Here is a 24,093-nt window from a genome sequence, read left to right as displayed (position 1 = left end):
ATTCCGTCCTGTTGCACTCAGCGAACCGCTTTCATTCGCTCTCTTTCTTCTGGCGTATCATTTGCGTTCTGTCGATAAACTGATGCGTTACCGGGTCATGATAGCGTGAGGGCCAGATAATCCACGGCTTGGTATCCAGCGCATGAGCAATAATCAGCTCGCCTTTTGGCCATGGCCGGGTCAATGCATTCGCCAGCGTTGAAGAACTCAAGCCGTTACGCCGCGACTCCGCTGCCAGCGAAGTCCCTTTTTTGCGCAATCCAGCAATGATATCTGCCGGATGCCAGTCGATGAACTTTTCCATAAATTCTCCTGGTGGTGATGATCCCGCTTGCCTGATATATGAGCAACGGAATGACTATACTCCCAGGTTTAATTAAGTTCTAACAAGTTCTTGTAAGGTGTCTTGATATTCGGAATATACCAGGAAATAAGGCGAGGCATGAATTTTACTGGAACTTTATGGCCTGTTCCCGCGCCGTCGCGGGAACAGGGGAGGGGGAATCAGTGGTCGCGTTGTACCGCAATATGGGCAAGACCGATAAGCGCTTCACGCCATGGGGAATCCGGTAAGACCTGAAGCACCGCAATGGCTTTGTCCGCTTCCTCTTCCGCGCGTTTACGGGTCCACTCCAGTGAGCCGCAGGTCGCCATCGTCTCGAGAACCGCGTCGAGAAGGTGACGCCCGTTGCCTTGCTCAATCGCTCCGCGAATCATCGCTGACTGCTCTGGAGTGCCATGACGCATGGCATGCAATAACGGTAACGTCGGTTTGCCTTCGTTCAGGTCATCACCCACGTTTTTGCCGAGACGCTCACCATCAGAGCTGTAGTCCAGTAAATCGTCGATCAGCTGGAATGCCGTGCCGAGATAACGACCATAGTCCTGAAGCGCTTGCTCCTGTTCTGCGGTACAACCGGCCAGGATGCCGGAACACTGTGCGGCGGCTTCAAACAGACGGGCTGTTTTGCTGTAAATTACCCGCATATAGTTTTCTTCAGTGATGTCCGGGTCGTTGACGTTCATCAACTGCAGCACTTCGCCTTCGGCAATGACGTTAACGGCTTTAGACATCACTTCCAGCACTTTTAACGAGCCGAGGCTGGTCATCATCTGGAAAGAGCGGGTATAGATAAAATCACCAACCAGCACGCTGGCTGCGTTGCCAAAAGCGGCGTTTGCCGTCGCCTTGCCGCGGCGCATATCGGATTCATCAACGACATCATCATGCAACAAGGTGGCGGTATGAATAAATTCGATCAGTGCGGCAATAGTGACATGCGCGTCGCCCTGGTAACCCACTGCCCGGGCGGCAAGAACCGCAATCATCGGACGAATACGTTTACCGCCTCCGCTAACGATGTAATAGCCTAATTGATTGATAAGCTGAACATCTGAGTCAAGTTGCTCAAGGATTGTCGCATTGACACCCGCCATATCCTGCGCGGTTAACTCATTGATTTTTTCTAAATTCATCGCAAAAGCCGGGCCACATGTCCTGTTACCGCGAATCCAGGTGGGTTCACAGAAGGATTAAGATAGAATTAAACGAAGCTATGATTGTACTGAAAAATTGCCATAGATAAACGTTAGCGTGAAAGTTGTGTTTTTTTTCTGCGTTGATCGCTAATCGCTCTTGTCAAAGGCTCGCGTTTTGCGTAATATTCGCGCCCTATTGTGAATATTTATAGCGCACTCTGAATCACACGAAGAGGTGCGCGGAAGCGGAGTTTTATATGTACGCGGTTTTCCAAAGTGGTGGTAAACAACACCGAGTAAGCGAAGGTCAGACCATTCGCCTGGAAAAGCTGGACATCGCAACTGGCGAAGCTGTTGAGTTCGCTGAAGTGCTGATGATCGCAAACGGTGAAGAAATCAAGATCGGCGTTCCTTTCGTTGAGGGCGGCGTAATCAAAGCTGAAGTTGTTGCTCACGGTCGTGGCGAGAAAGTTAAAATCGTTAAGTTTCGTCGTCGTAAACACTACCGTAAGCAGCAGGGCCATCGTCAGTGGTTCACTGATGTGAAAATTACTGGCATCAGCGCCTAAGACCTGAGGAGAGATTTAAATGGCACATAAAAAGGCTGGCGGCTCAACTCGTAACGGTCGCGACTCAGAAGCTAAACGCCTGGGCGTTAAGCGTTTCGGTGGCGAATCCGTTCTGGCGGGTAGCATCATCGTTCGTCAGCGTGGCACCAAATTCCACGCAGGCACCAACGTAGGTTGCGGTCGTGACCACACTCTGTTTGCTAAAGCAGACGGTAAAGTGAAATTTGAAGTTAAAGGCCCGAACAACCGTAAATACATCAGCATCGTTGCTGAGTAAGTTTTTCGTGGTCCGGTAACGGATTAAAGCCCCGCAACGTGTTGCGGGGCTTTTTACATTAGAATCCCGGATATTTTTCTGCAGGGAAAACGGGTATGAAGCAGCAGGCCGGCATTGGCATTCTTTTGGCCCTCACCACCGCGATGTGCTGGGGAGCGTTGCCCATTGCCATGAAGCAGGTTCTTGAAGTGATGGCGCCGCCGACGGTGGTGTTTTATCGCTTTTTGATGGCAAGTATCGGCCTTGGCACAATCCTCGCTATCAGAGGTAAACTGCCGCCGCTGCGCCTCTTTCGCAAACCGCGCTGGCTGGTTCTACTGGCCATTGCGACGGGCGGCCTGTTTGGTAACTTCATTCTGTTCAGCTCTTCCCTGCAATATCTTAGCCCCACGGCTTCTCAGGTGATCGGACAGCTATCTCTAGTCGGTATGATGGTGGCCAGCGTATTCATCCTTAAGGAGAAAATGCGTGGTACCCAGGTCGTGGGAGCACTGATGTTGATTTGCGGGCTGGTGATGTTCTTTAACACCAGCCTGATTGAGATTTTTACCCGCCTGACGGATTACACGTGGGGGGTAATTTTTGGCGTTGCAGCGGCTGCGGTTTGGGTCAGCTACGGCGTCGCGCAAAAGGTGTTATTACGCCGCCTGGCGTCACAGCAAATCCTCTTTTTGCTGTACACTTTATGTACGATAGCGTTGCTGCCGTTGGCGACGCTCTCACAAGTTCTGGCGTTAAGCAACTGGCAACTGGCGTGCCTGATTTTCTGCGGGTTAAATACCCTGGTAGGCTACGGTGCGCTGGCGGAAGCCATGGCGCGCTGGCAGGCAGCTCAGGTGAGCGCGTTGATTACCTTAACGCCATTGTTTACGCTGCTTTTTTCAGATTTATTATCACTGGCCTGGCCCGATGTTTTCGCCAGACCGATGTTAAACCTGTTAGGTTATCTCGGTGCGTTTGTCGTGGTTGCGGGCGCGATGTATTCCGCCATAGGCCACCGTCTTTGGGGTGGCTTACGTAAGCGTGAAGCGGTTGTACCGCTGCCCCGCTCAGGCGAATGATTTTCGGAGAGTAAAATGAAGTTTGTTGATGAAGCAACAATCCTGGTCGTAGCAGGTGATGGCGGCAATGGTTGCGTTAGCTTCCGCCGTGAAAAATATATCCCGAGAGGCGGCCCGGACGGCGGCGACGGTGGTGATGGTGGTGATGTCTGGCTGGAAGCGGACGAAAACCTGAACACCCTGATCGATTACCGTTTTGAAAAATCCTTCCGCGCTGAGCGTGGACAGAATGGCCAGAGTCGCGACTGTACCGGTAAACGTGGTAAAGACGTGTCGGTCAAAGTGCCTGTAGGGACCCGCGTTATCGATCAAGGGACCGGCGAAGTCATGGGCGATATGACTAAGCATGGTCAGCGTCTGATGGTCGCTAAAGGCGGCTGGCACGGTCTGGGCAACACCCGTTTCAAATCGTCCGTCAACCGTACTCCGCGTCAGAAAACGATGGGGACGCCGGGTGACAAGCGCGATCTGCAGCTGGAGCTGATGCTGCTGGCAGACGTCGGGATGCTGGGTATGCCGAATGCCGGTAAATCCACCTTCATCCGCGCCGTTTCTGCGGCGAAGCCGAAAGTGGCTGATTATCCGTTTACCACGCTGGTGCCGAGCCTTGGCGTTGTGCGTATGGATAACGAGAAGAGCTTCGTTGTTGCGGATATTCCTGGGCTTATCGAAGGCGCCGCGGAAGGTGCAGGTCTGGGTATTCGCTTCCTGAAACACCTTGAACGCTGCCGCGTGCTGTTGCACCTCATCGATATCGAGCCGATCGACGGTTCCGATCCGGTTGAGAATGCGCGCATTATCATCGGTGAACTGGAAAAATACAGCGAGAAGCTGGCTGAAAAACCACGTTGGTTGGTCTTCAATAAGATTGACCTGATGGATAAAGCGGAAGCTGAAGCGAAGGCGAAAGCCATTGCCGATGCGCTGGGCTGGGAAGATAAGTTCTACCTGATCTCCGCGGCAAGCCAGCAGGGCGTGAAAGATCTGTGCTGGGACGTGATGACCTTTATCATCGAGAACCCAATCGTTCATGCACAGGAAGAGAAAGCGCCTGAAAAAGTCGAGTTTATGTGGGACGACTACCACCGTCAGCAGCTTGAAGAAGCCGAAGTTGAAGTCGAAGACGACGAAGACTGGGATGACGACTGGGACGAAGACGACGAAGAAGGCGTCGAGTTCATCTATAAGCGTTAAGTTGCTGGAGCGCCCCGGTACATTGCCGATCGGGGCGACGGCAGGACTGCTGCCCGGATATGCCGGAAAGCGGTGCAGAACGCACTAAAAAGGGCCGCATTTGATGCGGCCCTTTGTATTAGTTGTTCTGGTACAAATCCTTATACAATCGACTCTCGAAGCGTACCAGCGGGATCCGGCGGTTGCGCTGATCCGCAGGCGGTACCGCATAGCCTGATAAGTATTGTACGAAGGCGATTTTTTGCCCGCTGGCGGCGGTGATGAAACCTGCGAGGTTGTAAACGCCCTGCAGAGAACCCGTTTTGGCCGACACTTTACCATCGACCCCTGCCTGATTCAGGCCTGCACGATACTGCAGCGAGCCATCGTGGCCAGCCAGCGGCAGCATGGAGATGAAGTTGAGTTCATTATCGTGCTGGGCGATATATTGCAGCACCTGCATCATGGTTGCCGGAGCAATCAGGTTATGCCGCGACAGACCGGAACCGTCGGCAATAATCGTATTACCGAGATCAATGCCGGCCTGTTGACGCAGGATCTGGCGCACCGCATCCGAACCGGCACGCCAGGTACCTGGTACCCCGAGACGAGCGTGACCAATGGTGCGAAAGACGGTGTCCGCAATCATGTTGTCTGATTTTTTTAACATGATTCGCAGGAGGTCGTGCAGCGGAGCTGATTGCGTCGTAGCCAGCACGGTTCCCGGATCGTTCGCCAGAGTCTGGCGCAGCAGCGTACCGCTATAGGTAATCCCTGCCTGGGTCAGTTCGGACTTCAGGATCACGCCAGCATAGCTTGCGCCATCCTGAATGGCGAAAGCCAGCGGTAAGGGCTCACTACGCTGTGGCAGGCAACCCGTCAGGGTATAGCGGTTCAGGTCGCCGGTCACCACGTCGAGTTCGCAGTACTGGGCCTCCGCGGAGCCGCGGGCCAGCGTTCTCACCTGGCTAAACATCGTCACCGGGTAGTACGACGCGACGCGAATAAAGGCCAGATCGCCAGGTTTTTGCGCGCTATAAAGTGAGACAGAAAAACAGTTACGATCGACGATAGCGGCCGCAGGCGGGGCGCTAAAGCATTGGGTCATGTCGTTCCACGGCCAGCCCGGCGCTTTGTCGTGGCTGGCGAAGACCGAGGTATCAATCAAGACGTTCCCCTCGATCCGCTGGACGCCCGCTTTTTTTAGCGTCGCCACCATATTGCGAATATCCTGACGTTTCAGCGTGGGATCACCGCCAAAACGGGCAATCAGGTCGCCTTTTAGCACGCCGCCATCAAGGCTGCCTTTGGTTTCCAGCGTGGTGGTAAAACGAAAGTTCGGCCCGAGCTGCAGCAGAGCGGCCAGCGCAGTGATCACCTTCTGGGTACTGGCGGGGAGTGCCATCTGCTGGCTGTGGAAATCTATCTCCGGCGTCGGGGAGCCAACCTTCTGCGCCATGAAGGCGAGGTTAGCACCCGCAGGCAGCTGGGTGATATATTCGTCAATGTTCGCCGCCTGAGCGCTAAACGCTATACCGGCGGTCAATCCGATGATAAATCTGGGAAATCGCATAATCTCGCGCTAACAACCTGAAACCAGGTCGTCATACTACGGTGCAACACCCTGTAAAGTAAACGATGACCCATAGTGAACTTCAGGGTAAAATACGTATCAAATTGAAAATTGCTGCTGACCTGGGGAATGTTTTCCGGGTCGGTTTTCTTTTTGCTCCTGTCCTGCTCAATGCCTGACTGGTGGCGGAACGGCGGCGTCCGTTCTATGAAGGAATGATAAAGAGGTATAACAAATGCAAGCTATTCCGATGACCTTACGTGGTGCTGAAAAACTTCGCGAAGAACTGGATTTTCTGAAGTCCGTTCGTCGTCCTGAAATCATCGCTGCTATTGCCGATGCGCGCGAACATGGCGATCTGAAAGAGAACGCTGAGTACCACGCAGCCCGCGAGCAGCAAGGTTTCTGCGAAGGCCGCATTAAGGATATTGAAGCTAAGCTGTCCAATGCACAGGTTATCGATATCACCAAAATGCCGAACAACGGGCGGGTGATTTTTGGTGCAACCGTAAAGGTCCTGAACCTCGATACCGATGAAGAACAGACTTACCGCATCGTGGGTGATGATGAAGCTGATTTTAAGCAAAATCTGATCTCTGTGAATTCACCGATTGCCCGTGGTTTGATCGGTAAAGAACAGGACGATGTAGTGACAATCCGCACACCAGGCGGCGAAGTAGAATACGAAATTATCAAGGTCGAGTACCTTTAATCCGTATTTCCCGCTACCATGTTGATGGATTGTAAAGAAAGGAAAAAGGCCGCATAGCGGCCTTTTATCAACGTCCGGAGCATGGCATTTTGCTCGTCTACCCGTAGAAATCCCTCGTTTTACACAAAGTTGTGTCGAGATTCAGGATATTCTTAGCGTGGCAGCGAGATTTTACGCTCTTTAGTTGGGCGATACAGGACCAGCGTTTTACCGATGACCTGTACGTTACAGGCGCCGGTTTCGCGCACGATAGCTTCCACGATCAAGGTTTTAGTTTCGCGGTCTTCCGATGCGATTTTCACCTTGATGAGCTCATGGTGCTCTAACGCTTGTTCGATCTCGGCCAGTACCCCTTCGGTCAAACCATTGTTGCCAAGCATAACTACCGGCTTGAGCGGATGTGCCAGACCTTTCAGGTGCTGTTTTTGTTTAGTACTCAGATTCATCGTATTTTTTTGCTTACGTTGGGATTGAAAACGGTTCATTCTACCGCCATCTCCCATATATCGCCAAACTACCGTGTCGATTTTTACGTCGCAAAGTATGATGAACCCGAAACGGGAATGTTAAATGACAGGTAAAAAGCGTTCTGCCAGCTCAAGCCGCTGGCTTCAGGAACACTTTAGCGATAAATATGTTCAACAGGCACAGAAAAAGGGGTTACGTTCCCGTGCCTGGTTTAAACTTGATGAAATACAGCAAAGTGACAAGATTTTTAAACCGGGGATGACCATTGTTGACCTCGGCGCTGCACCCGGTGGCTGGTCGCAATATGCGGTTACGCAGATCGGAAACAGCGGCCGCATCATCGCTTGCGATCTTTTACCTATGGATCCAATCGTTGGTGTGGACTTCCTTCAGGGCGACTTTCGTGATGAATTAGTTCTGAAAGCGTTACTTGAACGCGTAGGTGACAGTAAAGTGCAGGTTGTCATGTCCGATATGGCACCAAACATGTGTGGAACACCGGCGGTGGATATTCCCCGGGCCATGTATTTGGTGGAGCTGGCGCTTGGAATGGCTCGTGATGTATTAGCGCCGGGTGGTAGTTTTGTAGTGAAGGTGTTCCAGGGCGAAGGCTTCGATGAGTATCTAAGAGAAATTCGCTCCCTGTTTACGAAGGTCAAAGTTCGTAAGCCGGACTCTTCTCGCGCACGTTCGCGTGAAGTGTACATTGTAGCGACCGGGCGTAAACCATAACCGGTAGATTTCAAACGAAAGTTTGAAAGACGCTGGATATAGAGTATCCTGACGCTGTTTTTAACACAGTTGTAATAAGAGGTTAATCCCTTGAGTGACATGGCGAAAAACCTAATACTCTGGCTGGTCATTGCCGTTGTGCTGATGTCAGTATTCCAGAGCTTTGGGCCCAGCGAGTCTAATGGCCGTAAGGTGGATTATTCAACCTTCCTGCAAGAGGTCAACCAGGACCAGGTTCGCGAAGCGCGTATCAACGGACGTGAGATCAACGTTACCAAGAAAGATAGTAACCGTTACACGACTTACATTCCGGTCAACGATCCGAAGCTGCTCGATAACCTGTTGACGAAAAACGTCAAAGTGGTTGGCGAACCGCCGGAAGAACCTAGCCTGCTGGCTTCCATCTTTATTTCCTGGTTCCCGATGCTCTTGCTGATCGGTGTCTGGATCTTCTTCATGCGTCAAATGCAGGGCGGCGGCGGAAAGGGCGCGATGTCCTTCGGCAAAAGCAAAGCCCGTATGCTGACGGAAGACCAGATCAAAACCACTTTTGCTGATGTTGCCGGTTGCGACGAGGCGAAAGAGGAAGTGGGTGAACTGGTTGAATACCTGCGTGAACCGAGCCGCTTCCAGAAGCTGGGCGGTAAAATCCCGAAAGGCGTCCTGATGGTCGGCCCTCCGGGTACCGGTAAAACGCTGCTGGCAAAAGCTATCGCCGGCGAAGCGAAAGTACCGTTCTTCACCATTTCCGGTTCTGACTTCGTGGAAATGTTCGTTGGCGTGGGCGCATCTCGCGTGCGTGACATGTTCGAACAGGCCAAGAAAGCGGCACCGTGCATTATCTTCATCGATGAAATCGACGCCGTCGGTCGCCAGCGTGGCGCTGGTCTGGGCGGTGGTCACGATGAACGTGAACAGACGCTTAACCAGATGCTGGTTGAGATGGATGGCTTCGAAGGTAACGAAGGCATTATCGTTATCGCGGCGACCAACCGTCCGGACGTACTTGACCCGGCGCTGCTGCGTCCAGGCCGTTTCGACCGTCAGGTTGTCGTGGGGCTGCCGGATGTCCGCGGTCGTGAACAGATTCTGAAAGTTCACATGCGTCGCGTACCGCTGTCGCCGGATATCGACGCGGCAATCATTGCGCGCGGTACCCCGGGCTTCTCGGGTGCTGACCTGGCGAACCTGGTCAACGAAGCCGCTCTGTTTGCTGCCCGTGGCAACAAACGCGTGGTATCGATGGTCGAGTTCGAAAAAGCGAAAGACAAAATCATGATGGGTGCGGAACGTCGCTCCATGGTGATGACCGAAGCGCAGAAAGAATCCACCGCTTACCACGAAGCGGGCCATGCGATTATCGGCCGCCTGGTACCGGAGCACGATCCGGTGCATAAAGTGACGATTATTCCGCGCGGTCGTGCGTTGGGTGTGACCTTCTTCCTGCCGGAAGGCGATGCTATCAGCGCCAGCCGTCAGAAGCTGGAAAGTCAGATTTCGACCCTGTACGGCGGCCGTCTGGCGGAAGAGATTATCTACGGCGTAGAACATGTTTCTACCGGGGCGTCGAACGACATTAAAGTCGCGACCAACCTGGCGCGTAACATGGTGACGCAGTGGGGCTTCTCTGACAAACTCGGTCCGCTGCTGTATGCAGAGGAAGAGGGCGAAGTGTTCCTCGGTCGTAGCGTCGCGAAAGCGAAACATATGTCCGATGAGACAGCACGTATCATCGACCAGGAAGTGAAATCGCTGGTTGAACGCAACTACAACCGTGCTCGTCAGATTCTGAATGACAACATGGACATCCTGCATTCGATGAAAGATGCGCTCATGAAATATGAGACCATCGACGCACCGCAGATTGATGACCTGATGGCTCGTCGCGAAGTTCGCCCACCTGCGGGATGGGAAGATCCGAACGGCACCAATAATTCTGGCAACAATGGCACCCCGAGTGCGCCGCGTCCGGTCGATGAACCGCGTACGCCGAACCCGGGTAACACCATGTCAGAGCAACTGGGCGACAAATAAGTTAGCCGCTATTGATGTTGTTATGTCTATTGAAACCCCGGGGCGCCAGCCGCTCCGGGGTTTTTCTTTTTATTAACCTTCCGGATTCATGGATTTCGCGATGAAACTCGTAGCCCAGGGCTCAACCCTCGACCTCTCCCATCCTCACGTAATGGGTATCCTTAACGTGACGCCAGATTCATTCTCCGATGGCGGCACACATAACTCGCTCGTGGAGGCGGTTAAGCATGCCAATCTGATGATAAACGCGGGAGCGACTATCATCGATATCGGAGGCGAATCGACTCGTCCGGGAGCGTTGGATGTGAGCGTCGAGGAAGAGCTGGCGCGCGTGATTCCGGTTGTGGAGGCGGTTGCCCAGCGTTTTGAAGTCTGGATTTCGGTAGACACGTCGAAGCCAGAAGTGATCCGTGAGTCCGCACGGGCAGGCGCACATATTATTAACGATATCCGTTCGCTGACCGAGCCAGGGGCGCTGGAAGCCGCGGCGCAAACCGGGCTACCGGTGTGTCTGATGCATATGCAGGGACAGCCAAAAACGATGCAGGAAGCGCCGAAGTACGATGATGTTTTTGCCGACGTCGCGCGCTTTTTCACCGAGCATATCGTGCGCTGTGAGCAGGCCGGTATCGCAAAAGAGAAATTGTTGCTCGACCCGGGATTCGGTTTCGGTAAAAATCTTGCCCATAATTATGAGCTACTTGCCCGACTCGGCGAGTTCCACCAGTTCGGTCTCCCGCTGCTGGTCGGCATGTCGCGTAAGTCGATGGTTGGCCAACTGCTTAACGTCGGGCCGGCGGAACGCCTCAGCGGTAGCCTGGCGTGTGCAGTGATTGCAGCGATGCAGGGCGCGCAGATTATTCGCGTCCATGACGTCAAAGAAACGGTAGAAGCGCTACGCGTGGTGGAAGCCACCCTGAGCACAAAGGAAAATAAACGTTATGAGTAACCGCAAATATTTTGGCACCGATGGTATCCGTGGCCGCGTAGGCGATGCGCCCATCACCCCGGAATTCGTGCTCAAACTGGGCTGGGCCGCGGGCAAGGTGCTGGCGCGTCACGGTTCACGCAAAATCATTATTGGTAAAGATACCCGTATCTCTGGCTATATGCTGGAATCGGCGCTGGAGGCAGGACTGGCTGCGGCGGGGCTTTCCGCTTCTTTTACCGGCCCGATGCCCACTCCGGCGGTGGCTTACCTGACGCGAGCCTTCCGTGCTGAAGCCGGGATTGTCATTTCAGCTTCGCATAACCCGTTTTATGACAACGGGATCAAATTCTTCTCTATTGAAGGCACCAAGCTGCCGGATAACGTAGAAGAGGCGATTGAAGCGGAAATGGAAAAAGAGCTCACCTGCGTTGATTCTGCTGAGCTGGGGAAAGCCAGCCGCATCGTGGATGCCGCGGGGCGTTATATTGAATTCTGCAAAGGCACCTTCCCGAACGAACTGAGCCTGAATGCGCTCAAAGTGGTTGTCGACTGCGCCCATGGCGCGACCTATCACATCGCCCCGAATGTGTTCCGCGAGTTGGGTGCTCAGGTGATCGCGATGGGTTGTGAGCCGAACGGGCTCAACATCAACGAAGAGGTCGGGGCAACCGACGTACGCGCCCTGCAGGCGCGCGTGCTGGCCGAAAAAGCCGATCTGGGTATCGCCTATGATGGCGATGGCGACCGCGTCATTATGGTCGACCATGAAGGTAATAAGGTCGATGGCGATCAGATTCTGTATATCATCGCCCGGGAAGGTCTGCGGCAGGGCCAGCTGCGCGGCGGCGCGGTGGGAACGTTAATGAGTAACATGGGGCTGGAGCTGGCGCTCAAGCAGCTGGGCATTCCGTTTGCCCGGGCTAAAGTGGGTGACCGCTATGTCCTCGAGAAGCTACAGGAGAAAGGCTGGCGTATCGGGGCGGAAAACTCCGGCCACGTTATCCTGCTGGATAAAACCACCACCGGTGACGGTATCGTCGCCAGCCTGCAGGTTGTGGCAGCGATGGTGCGTAACCACATGAGTCTGCATGACCTGTGTAGCGGCATGAAAATGTTCCCACAAATTCTGGTCAACGTCCGTTTCACTGAAGGCAGTGGTAACCCGCTGGAACATGAAAACGTGAAAGCGGTGATGGCTGAAGTGGAAGCGGCATTGGGCAATCGTGGTCGTGTGCTGCTGCGCAAATCGGGTACTGAGCCACTTATTCGCGTCATGGTCGAAGGCGAGCACGAAGAGCAGGTGCATGAGTTCGCGCATCGTATCGCCGATGCGGTGAAAAACGCCTGATTAAGCCGGTTATTTATTTTCTCGTCTGCGCAGTGCTGCCGTCAGCGCCAGGCAATGTGAAATAATTATGCGGGCTGACAGGGTGCTAAGTGTTTAAAAAGGCGGCGCTTGCCGCCTTTTTCTTCGCCAAAAAATCGTTTTTTGCTGTTTTTTTCCGCAGTTGATACAATGCACCGAAATTGCCCTTGCGAAGGTCATTCGCTTTGGTTAGTATTCACACCCGCTTCAGTGGGAAACATTAAAACCTCCCGCTTTATTGGTTGAAGCAATTGGTATGCGGCGAATCCGCAAGGAACAGGTTGATTATGCAAGAAGCTCTTTTAGTTGTTTTCCTTATTGTAGCGATTGGCCTCGTTGGTCTGATTATGCTGCAGCAAGGTAAAGGCGCTGATATGGGAGCCTCCTTCGGAGCAGGCGCTTCCGGCACGTTGTTTGGATCCAGTGGTTCTGGTAACTTCATGACCCGCATGACTGGTATTCTGGCAGCGTTGTTCTTCATCATCAGTCTGGTGCTGGGCAATATCAACAGCAACAAGACCAATAAAGGAAGTGAGTGGGATAATCTGAGCGCGCCGAAAACCGAGCAGACTCAGCCAACAGCTCCGGCACAGCCGAGCAGCGATATCCCGCACTAATAGTTATATCCGTGCCGAGGTGGTGGAATTGGTAGACACGCTACCTTGAGGTGGTAGTGCCCGATTGGGCTTACGGGTTCAAGTCCCGTCCTCGGTACCAATATTCCGAAAAAAAGACGCTGAAAAGCGTCTTTTTTTTTGCCTTCGACAGGCGCTTATTTATTTATAAATAACTCTTCACTGGTCTTGAACCCACCGCAATCGCTAAAGTCGCGCTCATCTATTCAGAAGAGGTGAAGTGACGCCATGAAAAAAATCAGGTCGTTTATCATTGCCGGCGCCCTGTGTTTGTCCGGATGCAGTGCTACGCCGTCGGGGGATACCGTGGACACCATTAATACCTTAACGGTGCCGGTATTGCAGAGTGGCGCGCAGCCTTCAGGGCAGAGTGCTCAGGCGGTGGTCAGTTGTTTCCAGGATAATAGCGCGATTATCGGCAACCTGAGCCGGTCGTTAAAAGACAACTACCTGCAGGATGTCTCTAAAAAAGACATATTTGATAAAGACAGCGAGGCGTTCCACGTCTACAGCGCTCTGACCAAACTGGAACAGATGTCAGCGATGAATGAGGTTTATCGTAAAGAGAACAACATTGCAGGACTACAGGTGATCAACCGCCTGCTGAAAGGCGTTCCTGTGGCGGCATAAATGAATGAGGGATTGCCGGCGGCAATCCCCTTTTGCATCAGAAACGGAAGTTGAAACCTGCATAAGCGCCATCAGCCAACGTGTTGTCATGATGGGCGTCTTTCCCCGCCATATCAATATAGCGATATCCGGCTTCAATATTCAGCGATTTAATCACGTTAATCCGCACGCCGGCGTTAGCTTCCACGTAGTCATCGACGCCGCTGGACATGGAGTCCGGAGAATAATAGGTTTCACCGAAAAGCGTAAAGTATTGGCCCAGTGGGAGCTGTGCACCGCCGCCCAGTGCGACGGCGTAACCCTCATCGCTATCTTGCGGATTCAGATAGAGCGCTTTGCCTCCCAGCGTCAGGAGAAACGGACCGAGGTTAAAGTTATAGCCCATGCCTAACCCGGCGACGTCGCCGTCATTATCGCTGTGTGCCCAGTTGCCGTTAAAAGTCATACCCGGTTCTTCTGCACCGAAGCTGGCGGAAAGGTTAGTGAACTCTTCCCCCGCCTCTCCGTGTAAGTTTACCGATGCGCAGGCGGCGCTGCTGGCACCGAGTGCGGCAACTAACAGAACTGATTTCGGAGTGATCATGCTCATTGTTGAATTCCTTCAGGTAAAAAAATGCCCGATACGGGCGTTCGGGCAAAAATTTAACGGGTTTTTGGGTTTAATCGTTATTTACTGAAGCGCGAAACCATTGCCACGATTGCGGTAGAGGTATCGACACTTACGCTTTGCTGATTATTGCCAGCGTTGCTGGCGTGCTAAAACATCGCACGATCAGCCCAGTCTGGTGTGACATACGGATAGCGCACCCTCTGCTGACGGACGGCCCATCCATCAGGCGTTTCAGGGACAGCTGAAACACCTGATTTCCCCCCATCCTCGTGCCTGAAGGGGCATAAATGCCTGCAGCCAGATGAGGGTTAATCCTCACATCAGACATCTCTTCCCAACGCATCGGCCACCAGGCTGATTAATTGCGGTCAAAGAAGAGAGTCATAGTGCCAGCTGCAGAAACAGGTATTGTCGTACCGTGCACCGGGACACAAGGAGACTAACCTGCGCACGAAGCAGGCATTGACGGTGAACGGCATAAGGAGAACCATCTTCATTCCTGAGCTTGTTGTTCAGTTTTCAACACACAATCAGTGTGATAAATACAGGAGCCCAGAATAAAATTATTTATCGCTTGTCGTTATCATTTGTTTGTTTAAATTTAAATTCTTCAGTCGACCCGGCGCCGACAACAATAGATAAGCGATAAATAGTACGATGGATGATTAGAATTTTTCAGGAAGTGAGCTTACGCTTTGTAAATAACCACCGCGGGCGAACTCAATATATCCCCCTTTTTTTAACGCCGACAGCACATTGAGAATACTGCTGCGTGAAAGATGGGTGCGGTCCTGAATATATTCGAGGATGGAGACCCGCAGGCGCGTCTCTTGCGGCAACAGCAGCATCTCCAGCAGATGATTGCGAATCACCGAGTAGGTACGTTGCTGCAACACCAGATCGTCCCGGTACACCAGATAGGAAGTATGGTATGCCAGCAGGCGGGTCACCTCTTCCCACAGGTTATGCTCGCGGAACAGTTTGATGGCATGCTCGCTGTCGATACGCAGAACCTCGGAGGCGACCTCAGCACGCAGAGCGTGGCTATGGCTTGGCTGAAGTATCTCGGCGACGCCAAACAGATGAGGTTCATAGACGGTAACGATCAATAATTTATCAGATGAACGAATGATGGACAGCTCACCTTTTTTTAAAAGATAGAGCTGCGCTTTACCTTTATAGTTCGGCGTCAGCCTTTTTCTGGCAACGACATTCATTGGTGTAGCATACGGTTCGAGCGTTTCCAGAAGGCGGTTGATCGCCTGGTTTGGCCTGACCGGGGGATTAATATTCATCGCGATCCTCACGGGGTCAAGGATAAATGTATTCGGGTGATTATAGACAGTAATTATAAGAAATTGCGACAGGTAAAAATTAACAGGCTAAGATTTTTCTGGCGTTGAGTGTTGACCAAAAAAAAGCCGACGGATTAACGTCGGCTGAAAGCGTAGTTGAAAACAGATTATTTTTCTCTGTTTTCCAGGTTTTCTACCTGCGGCAGGCCGGTAGCCGAAGAGGCGCTCAGCAGGCCCGATTGCGCGTAACCAAACAGCTTGTCACGGGTATCGGTAATATCCAGATTACGCATGGTCAGTTGACCAATACGGTCCTCCGCCGAGAACATGGAGTCGCCTTTTTCCATCGTCAGACGTTCGGCTTTGTAGGTCAGATTATCGGAGACGGTGTTCAGGATGGAGTAGTCGTTGCCGCGACGGAGCTCCAGCGTCACCTCGCCGGTAATGGCGCTGGCCACCCAACGCTGCAGCGCATCGCGCAGCATCAGAGCCTGGGAATCAAACCAACGGCCCTGATACAGCAGGCGGCCCAGCTGGCGACCATGGGCATGGTACTGCTCGATGGTATCTTCGTTGTGAATACCGGTCAGCAGACGCTCATAAGCAATATGCAGCAGCGCCATCCCCGGGGCTTCATAAATACCGCGGCTCTTCGCTTCGATGATACGGTTCTCGATCTGATCGCTCATGCCCAGACCATGACGGCCGCCGATGCGGTTCGCTTCCAGCATCAGCTCGACGTCATCGCTGAAGGTATTACCGTTCAACGCCACCGGATGACCCTGCTCAAAACGGATAGTCACTTCCTCGGCCGGGATTTTGACGCTTTCGTCCCAGAACTTGACGCCCATGATCGGGTTAACGATTTTCATGCTGGAGTTGAGGAATTCCAGATCTTTCGCTTCGTGCGTTGCGCCCAGCATATTGGAGTCGGTGGAGTAGGCTTTTTCAACGGACATTTTGTAGTCAAAGCCGCAGGAAATCATGAATTCGGACATTTCCTGACGGCCGCCCAGCTCATCGATAAAGTCGCTATCCAGCCACGGTTTGTAAATTTTCAGCTCGGCATTGGTCAGCAGACCATAGCGGTAGAAACGCTCGATATCGTTGCCTTTGTAAGTGCTGCCGTCGCCCCAGATGTTTACGCCATCTTCTTTCATCGCTGCAACCAGCATGGTGCCGGTCACCGCGCGGCCCAGCGGGGTGGTGTTAAAGTAGGTCAGACCGCCAGTAGTATTGTGGAAAGCACCGCACTGAATCGCGGCGATACCTTCTGCGACCAGCTGTTTACGGCAGTCGATCAGACGAGCGCCTTCTGCACCGTACTCTTTGGCGCGACGAGGGATTGCATCGTAATCTTCTTCGTCAGGCTGGCCCAGGTTTGCAGTATAGGCATAAGGAACTGCGCCTTTTTTGCGCATCCACAGCAGTGCGGCGCTGGTATCCAGACCACCAGAGAAAGCGATACCAATACGTTGACCAACCGGGAGATGCTTAAGAATCGTCGTCATAAAATAAAACCCTGCTAGATAGACTGTTGTGAGTTCGGTTTATCAAGTCGTAGAACCTGTCCCATTTGACTATTCTGCCTGCCGTTTTTTCTGCGGACAAAGTGCATAATCTTCACGAGCTTTGACGCTGCGCTGGCGACTGCGCGCTTTCCGTACCCAAAGATGCGGTGGCAATGGCGTCAAATGGAACAAGTTCTTATTGCATTTTTATGCATTAATTGTGAGTTTTCATTTAATCATCTTTTGCGGATGACAGGAAGTGCTTCATTGCTTTTTTGCTAAAAAATAGCGAGATGGCAGCACAAACGAGAACAGGGAGAGACGAAATACAGGTTGACAAAATATAGAGTTTATCAATAAACTTTACCACGATTTTATGTCCCGTCCTCGGTACCAAATCCCAGCAGTATTTGCGTCTTTTGCTCAATAAGAGTAAAATATGCCACGTTTCAGGCGCGGGGTGGAGCAGCCTGGTAGCTCGTCGGGCTCATAACCCGAAGGTCGTCGGTTCAAATCCGGCCCCCGCAACCACTTTCCCATTGAGTACTTTTTCAAATATACTGTGAGGACCTGGTCCTTCGTATCCGAATTTGAAAGAATTCTCCTGGAAGGTGTTCCAGATCGCAGTTGCGATCGCAGGGTTCAGTTATCTAAAACCCCGATTTATCGGGGTTTTTTGTTATCTGACTTCAGAATAACTGGGCTATACGCCCTTTTTTTATGTCTTGGGGGTGGGTTTGTCCACATTAGAGCAAAAATTAACAGAGATGCTCACGGCGCCGGTTGAAGCGCTTGGCTTTGAGCTGGTCGGCATCGAATTCATTCGCGGTCGCACATCCACACTGCGCATCTATATTGATAGTGATGATGGCATCAATGTTGATGATTGTGCTGATGTGAGCCACCAGGTCAGCGCTGTCATGGATGTCGAAGATCCAATCACCGTAGCTTACAACCTGGAAGTATCTTCACCTGGTCTCGATCGCCCGATGTTTACCGCCGAACACTATGAGCGTTTTTCCGGTGAGGAAGTCGCGCTGGTATTGCGTATGGCGGTACAGAACCGTCGCAAATGGCAGGGCATTATCAAAGCGGTAGACGGTGAAATGATCACGGTAACCGTCGAAGGCAAAGATGAAGTGTTCGCGCTGAGTAACATCCAGAAGGCGAACCTGGTTCCCCACTTTTAACAGTCTGGATTGAGGTGAAAGGCCCCGATGAACAAAGAAATTTTGGCTGTTGTTGAAGCCGTTTCCAACGAAAAGGCGCTGCCGCGCGAAAAGATTTTCGAAGCGCTGGAAAGTGCTCTGGCAACGGCAACCAAGAAAAAATATGAACAAGAGATCGACGTTCGCGTAGAAATCGACCGTAAAAGCGGTGATTTCGACACCTTCCGTCGTTGGCTGGTCGTTGAAGAAGTGACCCAGCCGACGCGCGAAATTACGCTGGAAGCGGCGCGCTACGAAGACGAAAGCATGAATCCTGGTGACTACGTTGAGGACCAGATTGAATCCGTCACCTTCGACCGTATCACTACGCAGACCGCGAAACAGGTTATCGTACAGAAAGTGCGTGAAGCTGAACGCGCTATGGTTGTCGATCAGTTCCGCGAGCACGAAGGTGAAATCATCACCGGCGTGGTGAAGAAAGTAAACCGCGACAACATCACTCTGGATCTGGGCAGCAATGCTGAAGCCGTGATCCTGCGTGAAGATATGTTGCCGCGTGAGAACTTCCGTCCGGGTGACCGTATCCGCGGTGTCCTGTATGCGGTTCGTCCGGAAGCGCGCGGCGCTCAGCTGTTCGTGACCCGTTCTAAGCCGGAAATGCTGGTTGAATTGTTCCGTATTGAAGTACCGGAAATCGGCGAAGAAGTTCTCGAAATCAAAGCCGCCGCTCGCGATCCGGGCTCTCGTGCCAAGATTGCGGTGAAAACCAACGATAAGCGTATCGACCCGGTTGGCGCTTGCGTAGGTATGCGTGGCGCACGCGTTCAGGCGGTTTCAACCGAGCTGGGCGGCGAGCGTATCGATATCGTCCTGTGGGATGATAACCCGGCGCAATTCGTGATTAACGCGATGGCACCGGCTGACGTCGCCTCTATCGTGGTGGATGAAGATAAGCACACCATGGATATCGCGGTTGAAGCGGGCAATCTGGCGCAGGCGATTGGCCGTAACGGTCAAAACGTCCGTCTGGCCTCACAGCTGAGTGGCTGGGAACTCAACGTGATGACCGTTGACGACCTGCAGGCGAAGCATCAGGCTGAAGCCCACGCGGCTATCGATACCTTCACGAAATATCTTGATATTGATGAAGATTTCGCCACGCTGCTGGTTGAAGAAGGTTTCGCGACGTTGGAAGAACTGGCCTATGTGCCGGTGAAAGAACTGCTGGAAATCGACGGTCTGGATGAAGCCACCGTTGAAGCACTTCGTGAGCGTGCGAAAAATGCGCTGACCACGTTGGCGCTGGCTCAGGAAGAAAGCCTGGGAGATACTAAACCTGCCGATGATTTGTTAAATCTGGAAGGTTTAGAACGTTTGATGGCTTTCAAACTGGCTGCCCGTGGTGTTTGTACGCTGGAAGATCTCGCCGAGCAGGGCATTGATGATCTGGCTGATATCGAAGGGTTGACCGACGAAAAAGCCGGAGAGCTCATCATGGCCGCCCGTAATATTTGTTGGTTCGGCGACGAAGCGTAATAAACTGTAGCAGGAAGGAACAGCATGACAGATGTGACCATTAAAGCGCTGGCCTCAGAGATTCAGACCTCTGTGGATCGCCTGATACAGCAATTTGCTGATGCAGGGATTCGCAAATCGGCTGATGATTCTGTGACGGCGCAAGAGAAGCAGACCTTGTTGACGCACCTGAACCGTGAACACGGTTCGGCGCCCGACAAGCTGACGCTGCAGCGCAAAACGCGCAGCACGTTAAATATTCCAGGTACCGGTGGTAAAAGTAAATCGGTACAAATCGAAGTCCGCAAGAAGCGCACCTTTGTGAAACGCGATCCGCAAGAGGCAGAACGCCTTGCCGCGGAAGAGCAGGCGCAGCGTGAAGCGGAAGAGCAAGCCCATCGCGAGGCAGAAGAAGCTGCCAAGCGAGAGGCGCAATTAAAAGCTGAACGTGAGGCCGCAGAACAAGCTAAACGTGAAGTCGCTGAGAAAGCGAAACGTGAAGCTGCGGAAAAAGACAAAGTGAGCAATCAACAAACCGACGACATGACAAAAAGCGCCCAGGCTGAAAAGATCCGCCGTGAAAACGAAGCAGCAGAGCTGAAACGTAAAGCGGAAGAAGAAGCACGTCGCAAGCTTGAAGAAGAAGCGCGCCGCGTAGCGGACGAAGCACGCCGTATGGCTGCAGAAAACGAAAAGAACTGGACCGAAACACCAGAAGCTCCAGAAGAAACCAGCGATTATCACGTGACGACGTCTCAGCACGCCCGTCAGGCTGAAGATGATAACGATCGCGAAGTTGAAGGCGGTCGTGGCCGCGGTCGCAACAGCAAAGCTGCGCGTCCGAAGAAAGGCAACAAACACGCCGAATCCAAAGCCGATCGTGAAGAAGCCCGTGCAGCCGTTCGTGGCGGCAAAGGCGGCAAGCGTAAAGGTTCTTCTCTGCAACAGGGCTTCCAGAAGCCTGCGCAGGCTGTAAACCGTGACGTTATCATCGGTGAAACCATCACCGTTGGCGAGCTGGCTAACAAGATGGCGGTCAAAGGCTCTCAGGTCATCAAAGCGATGATGAAGCTGGGCGCGATGGCGACCATCAACCAGGTCATCGACCAGGAAACCGCACAGCTGGTTGCCGAAGAGATGGGCCACAAAGTTATCCTGCGTCGTGAGAACGAACTGGAAGAAGCGGTAATGAGCGACCGTGATACCGGCGCGGCGGCAGAAGCCCGTGCACCGGTTGTGACCATCATGGGTCACGTTGACCACGGTAAAACCTCTCTGCTGGACTATATTCGTTCAACCAAAGTGGCATCCGGCGAAGCGGGTGGTATTACCCAGCACATCGGTGCATACCACGTTGAAACTGAAAACGGGATGATCACCTTCCTGGATACCCCGGGCCACGCCGCGTTTACCTCAATGCGTGCTCGTGGTGCGCAGGCAACGGATATCGTTGTTCTGGTTGTCGCTGCCGACGATGGCGTGATGCCACAGACTATCGAAGCTATCCAGCACGCAAAAGCGGCTCAGGTGCCGGTAGTGGTTGCGGTCAACAAGATCGACAAACCTGAAGCGGATATGGATCGCGTTAAAAACGAACTGTCTCAGTACGGCGTTATGCCGGAAGAGTGGGGCGGCGAATCTCAGTTCATCCCTGTTTCTGCGAAAGCGGGTACCGGTATTGATGACCTGTTGAATGCTATCCTGCTGCAGGCTGAAGTTCTGGAGCTGAAAGCGGTACGTAACGGTATGGCCAGCGGTGCGGTTATCGAATCCTTCCTGGATAAAGGTCGTGGTCCGGTGGCAACCGTTCTGGTTCGCGAAGGTACTCTGCACAAGGGCGACATCGTTCTGTGCGGCTTCGAATACGGTCGCGTTCGTGCGATGCGTAACGAACTGGGTCAGGAAGTTCTGGAAGCGGGTCCGTCCATTCCGGTGGAAATCCTCGGTCTGTCCGGTGTTCCGGCTGCGGGTGATGAAGTGACCGTGGTTCGTGACGAGAAGAAAGCGCGTGAAGTTGCGTTGTATCGTCAGGGCAAATTCCGTGAAGTCAAACTGGCGCGTCAGCAGAAATCTAAACTTGAGAACATGTTCGCTAACATGACTGAAGGCGAAGTTCACGAAGTGAACGTCGTACTGAAAGCGGACGTTCAGGGTTCCGTGGAAGCGATCTCCGACTCTTTACTGAAACTGTCTACCGACGAAGTCAAAGTGAAGATCATCGGCTCTGGCGTAGGTGGTATCACCGAAACCGACGCGACCCTGGCTGCGGCATCCAACGCTATCCTGGTAGGCTTCAACGTACGTGCCGATGCATCAGCGCGTAAAGTTATCGAAGCGGAAAGCCTGGATCTGCGCTACTACTCCGTCATCTATAACCTGATCGACGAAGTGAAAGCGGCGATGAGCGGTATGCTCTCTCCGGAACTGAAACAGCAGATCATCGGTCTGGCTGAAGTGCGCGATGTCTTTAAATCGCCGAAATTCGGCGCTATCGCGGGCTGTATGGTTACCGAAGGGACGATTAAACGTCATAACCCAATCCGCGTACTGCGCGACAACGTGGTTATCTATGAAGGCGAGCTGGAATCCCTGCGCCGCTTCAAAGATGACGTTAACGAAGTCCGTAACGGCATGGAATGTGGTATCGGCGTGAAGAACTACAACGACGTTCGCGTTGGCGATATGATCGAAGTGTTCGAGATCATCGAGATTCAGCGTACCATCGCGTAATCTTCGTCGACTTTTGGGCCGCCACTGCGTTGGCTGCGCTCGTTCACCCCGGTCGCATCGTTATCTATGCTCCCGGGGATTGATGAGCCTGCCGCCTGTGTTGCCCCCAAATCCTTAGACGATTGACTAGCGTTGGCCGGGTTAGCATAGCGCCACCCGGCAATAATTCTAAAAAGGGGCTTATGGCCCCTTTTTTGTCTTTATCTGGAGAATTTATTATGGCGAAAGAATTTGGTCGCCCGCAGCGCGTGGCTCAGGAGATGCAAAAAGAGATTGCTATCATCCTGCAACGCGAAATTAAAGACCCGCGTCTGGGCATGATGACCACCGTTTCTGGCGTTGAAATGTCTCGCGATCTGGCTTATGCCAAAGTCTTCGTGACCTTTCTGAACGACAAAGACGAAGCCGCGGTGAAAGCCGGCATCAAAGCATTGCAGGAAGCATCCGGCTTTATCCGTTCCCTGCTGGGGAAAGCAATGCGGCTGCGTATCGTGCCGGAACTGACCTTCTTCTACGACAACTCGTTGGTTGAAGGGATGCGTATGTCTAACCTGGTGACCAGCGTGGTGAAGCATGACGATGAGCGTCGTGTGAACCCGGACGACAGCAAGGAGGACTGATGAGTCGTCCTCGTCGTCGCGGTCGCGATGTGCATGGCGTGCTGTTGCTGGATAAACCTCAGGGCGCGTCCAGCAACGATGTACTGCAGAAAGTCAAACGTATCTATAATGCGAATCGCGCAGGGCACACCGGGGCGCTGGATCCGCTGGCAACCGGCATGCTGCCGATTTGCCTCGGGGAAGCCACCAAGTTTTCCCAGTATCTGCTGGATTCCGATAAGCGTTATCGTGTGATTGCGAAGCTCGGACAGCGTACCGACACCTCTGATGCCGATGGCCAGGTGGTGGAAGAGCGCCCGCTGACCTTCAGCGACGAACAGCTGGCGGCGGCGCTGGACAGTTTCCGCGGCGAAACCCAACAGGTACCGTCGATGTATTCGGCGCTGAAATACCAGGGGAAAAAGCTCTACGAATATGCCCGTCAGGGGATTGACGTTCCGCGTGAAGCCCGGCCGATTAACGTCTATGAGCTGCTGTTTATCCGCCACGAAGGGGATGAGCTGGAGCTGGAAATTCATTGCTCCAAAGGCACCTATATCCGGACGATTATCGACGATCTGGGTGAGAAACTGGGCTGTGGCGCCCACGTTATTTATCTGCGCCGTCTGGCCGTCAGCAAATATCCGGTTGAGCGGATGGTGACGCTGGAGCAGCTACAGGCGCTGGTTGAACAGGCGGCGGCACAGGATATTCCCGCCGCGCAGCTGCTCGATCCGCTGCTGATGCCTATGGACAGCCCGGCGTCAGATTATCCGCTGGTTAATATTCCCGAAACATCGGCGGTTTACTTTAAGAATGGCAACCCGGTCCGTACAACAGGTGCCCCGCTACAGGGCCTGGTGCGGGTCACTGAAGGTGAAGACGGTAAGTTTCTCGGTATGGGTGAGATTGACGATGAAGGCCGCGTGGCGCCGCGTCGTCTGGTTGTCGAATACCCGGCTTGAGTGCTGTTCTTGCGATAAAAGCCGGCTGCGGGTAGAATATCGCCGCTTAACGTCCGCAA

At 53.0% G+C, this 24,093-nt stretch carries 23 protein-coding genes and 2 tRNA genes; 18 read left to right on the top strand and 7 right to left on the bottom strand.

Annotated features, from left to right (window positions below; all coding sequences use genetic code 11):
- Positions 1–31: 31 nt before the first annotated feature.
- Together sfsB and ispB are read right to left on the bottom strand one after the other, a co-directional pair.
- Positions 32–304, bottom strand: a complete 273-nt coding sequence (gene sfsB, locus MC50_RS05560) for a DNA-binding transcriptional regulator SfsB (protein ID WP_032690574.1) — start codon at positions 302–304, stop codon at positions 32–34.
- Between the two features lie 200 nt (positions 305–504).
- Positions 505–1,476, bottom strand: a complete 972-nt coding sequence (gene ispB, locus MC50_RS05555; protein WP_032690575.1) for an octaprenyl diphosphate synthase — start codon at positions 1,474–1,476, stop codon at positions 505–507.
- 260 nt (positions 1,477–1,736) lie between these two features.
- Between ispB and rplU the strand changes: the two genes are divergently transcribed.
- The 4 genes from rplU to cgtA all read left to right on the top strand — a co-directional run bounded on the left by rplU (position 1,737) and on the right by cgtA (position 4,580).
- Positions 1,737–2,048 (top strand): 50S ribosomal protein L21, encoded by a 312-nt coding sequence (gene rplU, locus MC50_RS05550; RefSeq protein ID WP_004106123.1) that lies wholly within the window; start codon positions 1,737–1,739, stop codon positions 2,046–2,048.
- A 19-nt stretch (positions 2,049–2,067) separates the two neighbouring features.
- On the top strand, positions 2,068–2,325 hold the full coding sequence (gene rpmA / locus MC50_RS05545; RefSeq protein ID WP_003861831.1) for a 50S ribosomal protein L27: 258 nt from the start codon (positions 2,068–2,070) through the stop codon (positions 2,323–2,325).
- Between the two features lie 95 nt (positions 2,326–2,420).
- Entirely contained in the window at positions 2,421–3,386 is a 966-nt protein-coding gene (locus tag MC50_RS05540; RefSeq protein ID WP_102990864.1) for a DMT family transporter, read from the top strand.
- Between the two features lie 15 nt (positions 3,387–3,401).
- Positions 3,402–4,580 (top strand): Obg family GTPase CgtA, encoded by a 1,179-nt coding sequence (gene cgtA, locus MC50_RS05535; RefSeq protein WP_032690576.1) that lies wholly within the window; start codon positions 3,402–3,404, stop codon positions 4,578–4,580.
- A 118-nt stretch (positions 4,581–4,698) separates the two neighbouring features.
- Here cgtA and dacB read toward each other — a convergent pair whose 3' ends face one another.
- Positions 4,699–6,132 carry a serine-type D-Ala-D-Ala carboxypeptidase gene (dacB, locus tag MC50_RS05530; protein WP_032690577.1) on the bottom strand — a complete coding sequence of 478 codons (1,434 nt, stop codon included), beginning with the start codon at positions 6,130–6,132 and terminating at the stop codon, positions 4,699–4,701.
- A 235-nt stretch (positions 6,133–6,367) separates the two neighbouring features.
- Between dacB and greA the strand changes: the two genes are divergently transcribed.
- The gene (gene greA / locus MC50_RS05525; RefSeq protein WP_004868107.1) at positions 6,368–6,844 is read left to right on the top strand and encodes a transcription elongation factor GreA; all 477 of its coding nucleotides are present in this window, start codon (positions 6,368–6,370) and stop codon (positions 6,842–6,844) included.
- Positions 6,845–6,996: 152 nt separating this feature from the next.
- Here the strand turns inward: greA and yhbY are convergent, their stop codons facing one another.
- Positions 6,997–7,290: a ribosome assembly RNA-binding protein YhbY gene (gene yhbY, locus MC50_RS05520; protein WP_004139797.1), complete on the bottom strand. Its 294-nt coding sequence runs from the start codon at positions 7,288–7,290 to the stop codon at positions 6,997–6,999.
- 124 nt (positions 7,291–7,414) lie between these two features.
- Between yhbY and rlmE the strand changes: the two genes are divergently transcribed.
- The 7 genes from rlmE to MC50_RS05480 all read left to right on the top strand — a co-directional run bounded on the left by rlmE (position 7,415) and on the right by MC50_RS05480 (position 13,640).
- Positions 7,415–8,044 (top strand): 23S rRNA (uridine(2552)-2'-O)-methyltransferase RlmE, encoded by a 630-nt coding sequence (rlmE, locus tag MC50_RS05510; RefSeq protein WP_004106110.1) that lies wholly within the window; start codon positions 7,415–7,417, stop codon positions 8,042–8,044.
- A 99-nt stretch (positions 8,045–8,143) separates the two neighbouring features.
- Positions 8,144–10,078 carry an ATP-dependent zinc metalloprotease FtsH gene (gene ftsH, locus MC50_RS05505; RefSeq protein ID WP_015585660.1) on the top strand — a complete coding sequence of 645 codons (1,935 nt, stop codon included), beginning with the start codon at positions 8,144–8,146 and terminating at the stop codon, positions 10,076–10,078.
- Between the two features lie 100 nt (positions 10,079–10,178).
- Complete coding sequence (folP, locus tag MC50_RS05500; protein ID WP_032690578.1) at positions 10,179–11,027, top strand: dihydropteroate synthase; 849 nt, start codon at positions 10,179–10,181, stop codon at positions 11,025–11,027.
- Positions 11,020–12,357 carry a phosphoglucosamine mutase gene (glmM, locus tag MC50_RS05495; RefSeq protein ID WP_032690579.1) on the top strand — a complete coding sequence of 446 codons (1,338 nt, stop codon included), beginning with the start codon at positions 11,020–11,022 and terminating at the stop codon, positions 12,355–12,357. The genes folP and glmM overlap by 8 nt, the downstream gene beginning before the upstream one ends.
- 305 nt (positions 12,358–12,662) lie before the next feature.
- Positions 12,663–12,992 carry a preprotein translocase subunit SecG gene (secG, locus tag MC50_RS05490; protein ID WP_004868090.1) on the top strand — a complete coding sequence of 110 codons (330 nt, stop codon included), beginning with the start codon at positions 12,663–12,665 and terminating at the stop codon, positions 12,990–12,992.
- 13 nt (positions 12,993–13,005) lie between these two features.
- A tRNA-Leu gene (locus MC50_RS05485) sits at positions 13,006–13,092 on the top strand.
- A 146-nt stretch (positions 13,093–13,238) separates the two neighbouring features.
- On the top strand, positions 13,239–13,640 hold the full coding sequence (locus MC50_RS05480) for a hypothetical protein (protein ID WP_032690580.1): 402 nt from the start codon (positions 13,239–13,241) through the stop codon (positions 13,638–13,640).
- Between the two features lie 37 nt (positions 13,641–13,677).
- Here the strand turns inward: MC50_RS05480 and MC50_RS05475 are convergent, their stop codons facing one another.
- The 3 genes from MC50_RS05475 to argG all read right to left on the bottom strand — a co-directional run bounded on the left by MC50_RS05475 (position 13,678) and on the right by argG (position 17,056).
- Positions 13,678–14,229 carry a YfaZ family outer membrane protein gene (locus MC50_RS05475; protein ID WP_004868084.1) on the bottom strand — a complete coding sequence of 184 codons (552 nt, stop codon included), beginning with the start codon at positions 14,227–14,229 and terminating at the stop codon, positions 13,678–13,680.
- A gap of 686 nt (positions 14,230–14,915) precedes the next feature.
- A complete protein-coding gene (locus MC50_RS05470; protein WP_032690581.1) occupies positions 14,916–15,545 on the bottom strand; it encodes a winged helix-turn-helix transcriptional regulator in 630 nt (209 codons plus the stop codon).
- A gap of 167 nt (positions 15,546–15,712) precedes the next feature.
- The gene (gene argG / locus MC50_RS05465; protein WP_047663528.1) at positions 15,713–17,056 is read right to left on the bottom strand and encodes an argininosuccinate synthase; all 1,344 of its coding nucleotides are present in this window, start codon (positions 17,054–17,056) and stop codon (positions 15,713–15,715) included.
- A 454-nt stretch (positions 17,057–17,510) separates the two neighbouring features.
- On the opposite strand from argG, the gene MC50_RS05460 reads away from it, so the two are divergent.
- The 6 genes from MC50_RS05460 to truB all read left to right on the top strand — a co-directional run bounded on the left by MC50_RS05460 (position 17,511) and on the right by truB (position 24,034).
- Positions 17,511–17,587 (top strand) — tRNA-Met (locus tag MC50_RS05460).
- A 206-nt stretch (positions 17,588–17,793) separates the two neighbouring features.
- Positions 17,794–18,246, top strand: coding sequence for a ribosome maturation factor RimP (gene rimP / locus MC50_RS05455; protein WP_004868075.1), 453 nt, complete (start codon positions 17,794–17,796; stop codon positions 18,244–18,246).
- Positions 18,247–18,273: 27 nt separating this feature from the next.
- On the top strand, positions 18,274–19,761 hold the full coding sequence (gene nusA, locus MC50_RS05450; protein WP_032690584.1) for a transcription termination factor NusA: 1,488 nt from the start codon (positions 18,274–18,276) through the stop codon (positions 19,759–19,761).
- A gap of 24 nt (positions 19,762–19,785) precedes the next feature.
- Positions 19,786–22,470: a translation initiation factor IF-2 gene (gene infB / locus MC50_RS05445; protein ID WP_004868071.1), complete on the top strand. Its 2,685-nt coding sequence runs from the start codon at positions 19,786–19,788 to the stop codon at positions 22,468–22,470.
- A gap of 218 nt (positions 22,471–22,688) precedes the next feature.
- The gene (gene rbfA, locus MC50_RS05440) at positions 22,689–23,090 is read left to right on the top strand and encodes a 30S ribosome-binding factor RbfA (protein ID WP_004106092.1); all 402 of its coding nucleotides are present in this window, start codon (positions 22,689–22,691) and stop codon (positions 23,088–23,090) included.
- Positions 23,090–24,034, top strand: a complete 945-nt coding sequence (gene truB / locus MC50_RS05435) for a tRNA pseudouridine(55) synthase TruB (protein WP_032690585.1) — start codon at positions 23,090–23,092, stop codon at positions 24,032–24,034. Before rbfA ends, truB begins: the two co-directional genes overlap by 1 nt.
- Positions 24,035–24,093: the final 59 nt, after the last annotated feature.

Origin of the sequence: Klebsiella planticola (assembly GCF_000783935.2) — a bacterium.
Taxonomy (GTDB): Bacteria; Pseudomonadota; Gammaproteobacteria; order Enterobacterales; family Enterobacteriaceae; genus Klebsiella; species Klebsiella planticola.
The sequence above is the reverse complement of the archived record's forward strand: the minus strand, read 5'-3'. Positions and strand labels throughout refer to the sequence as shown.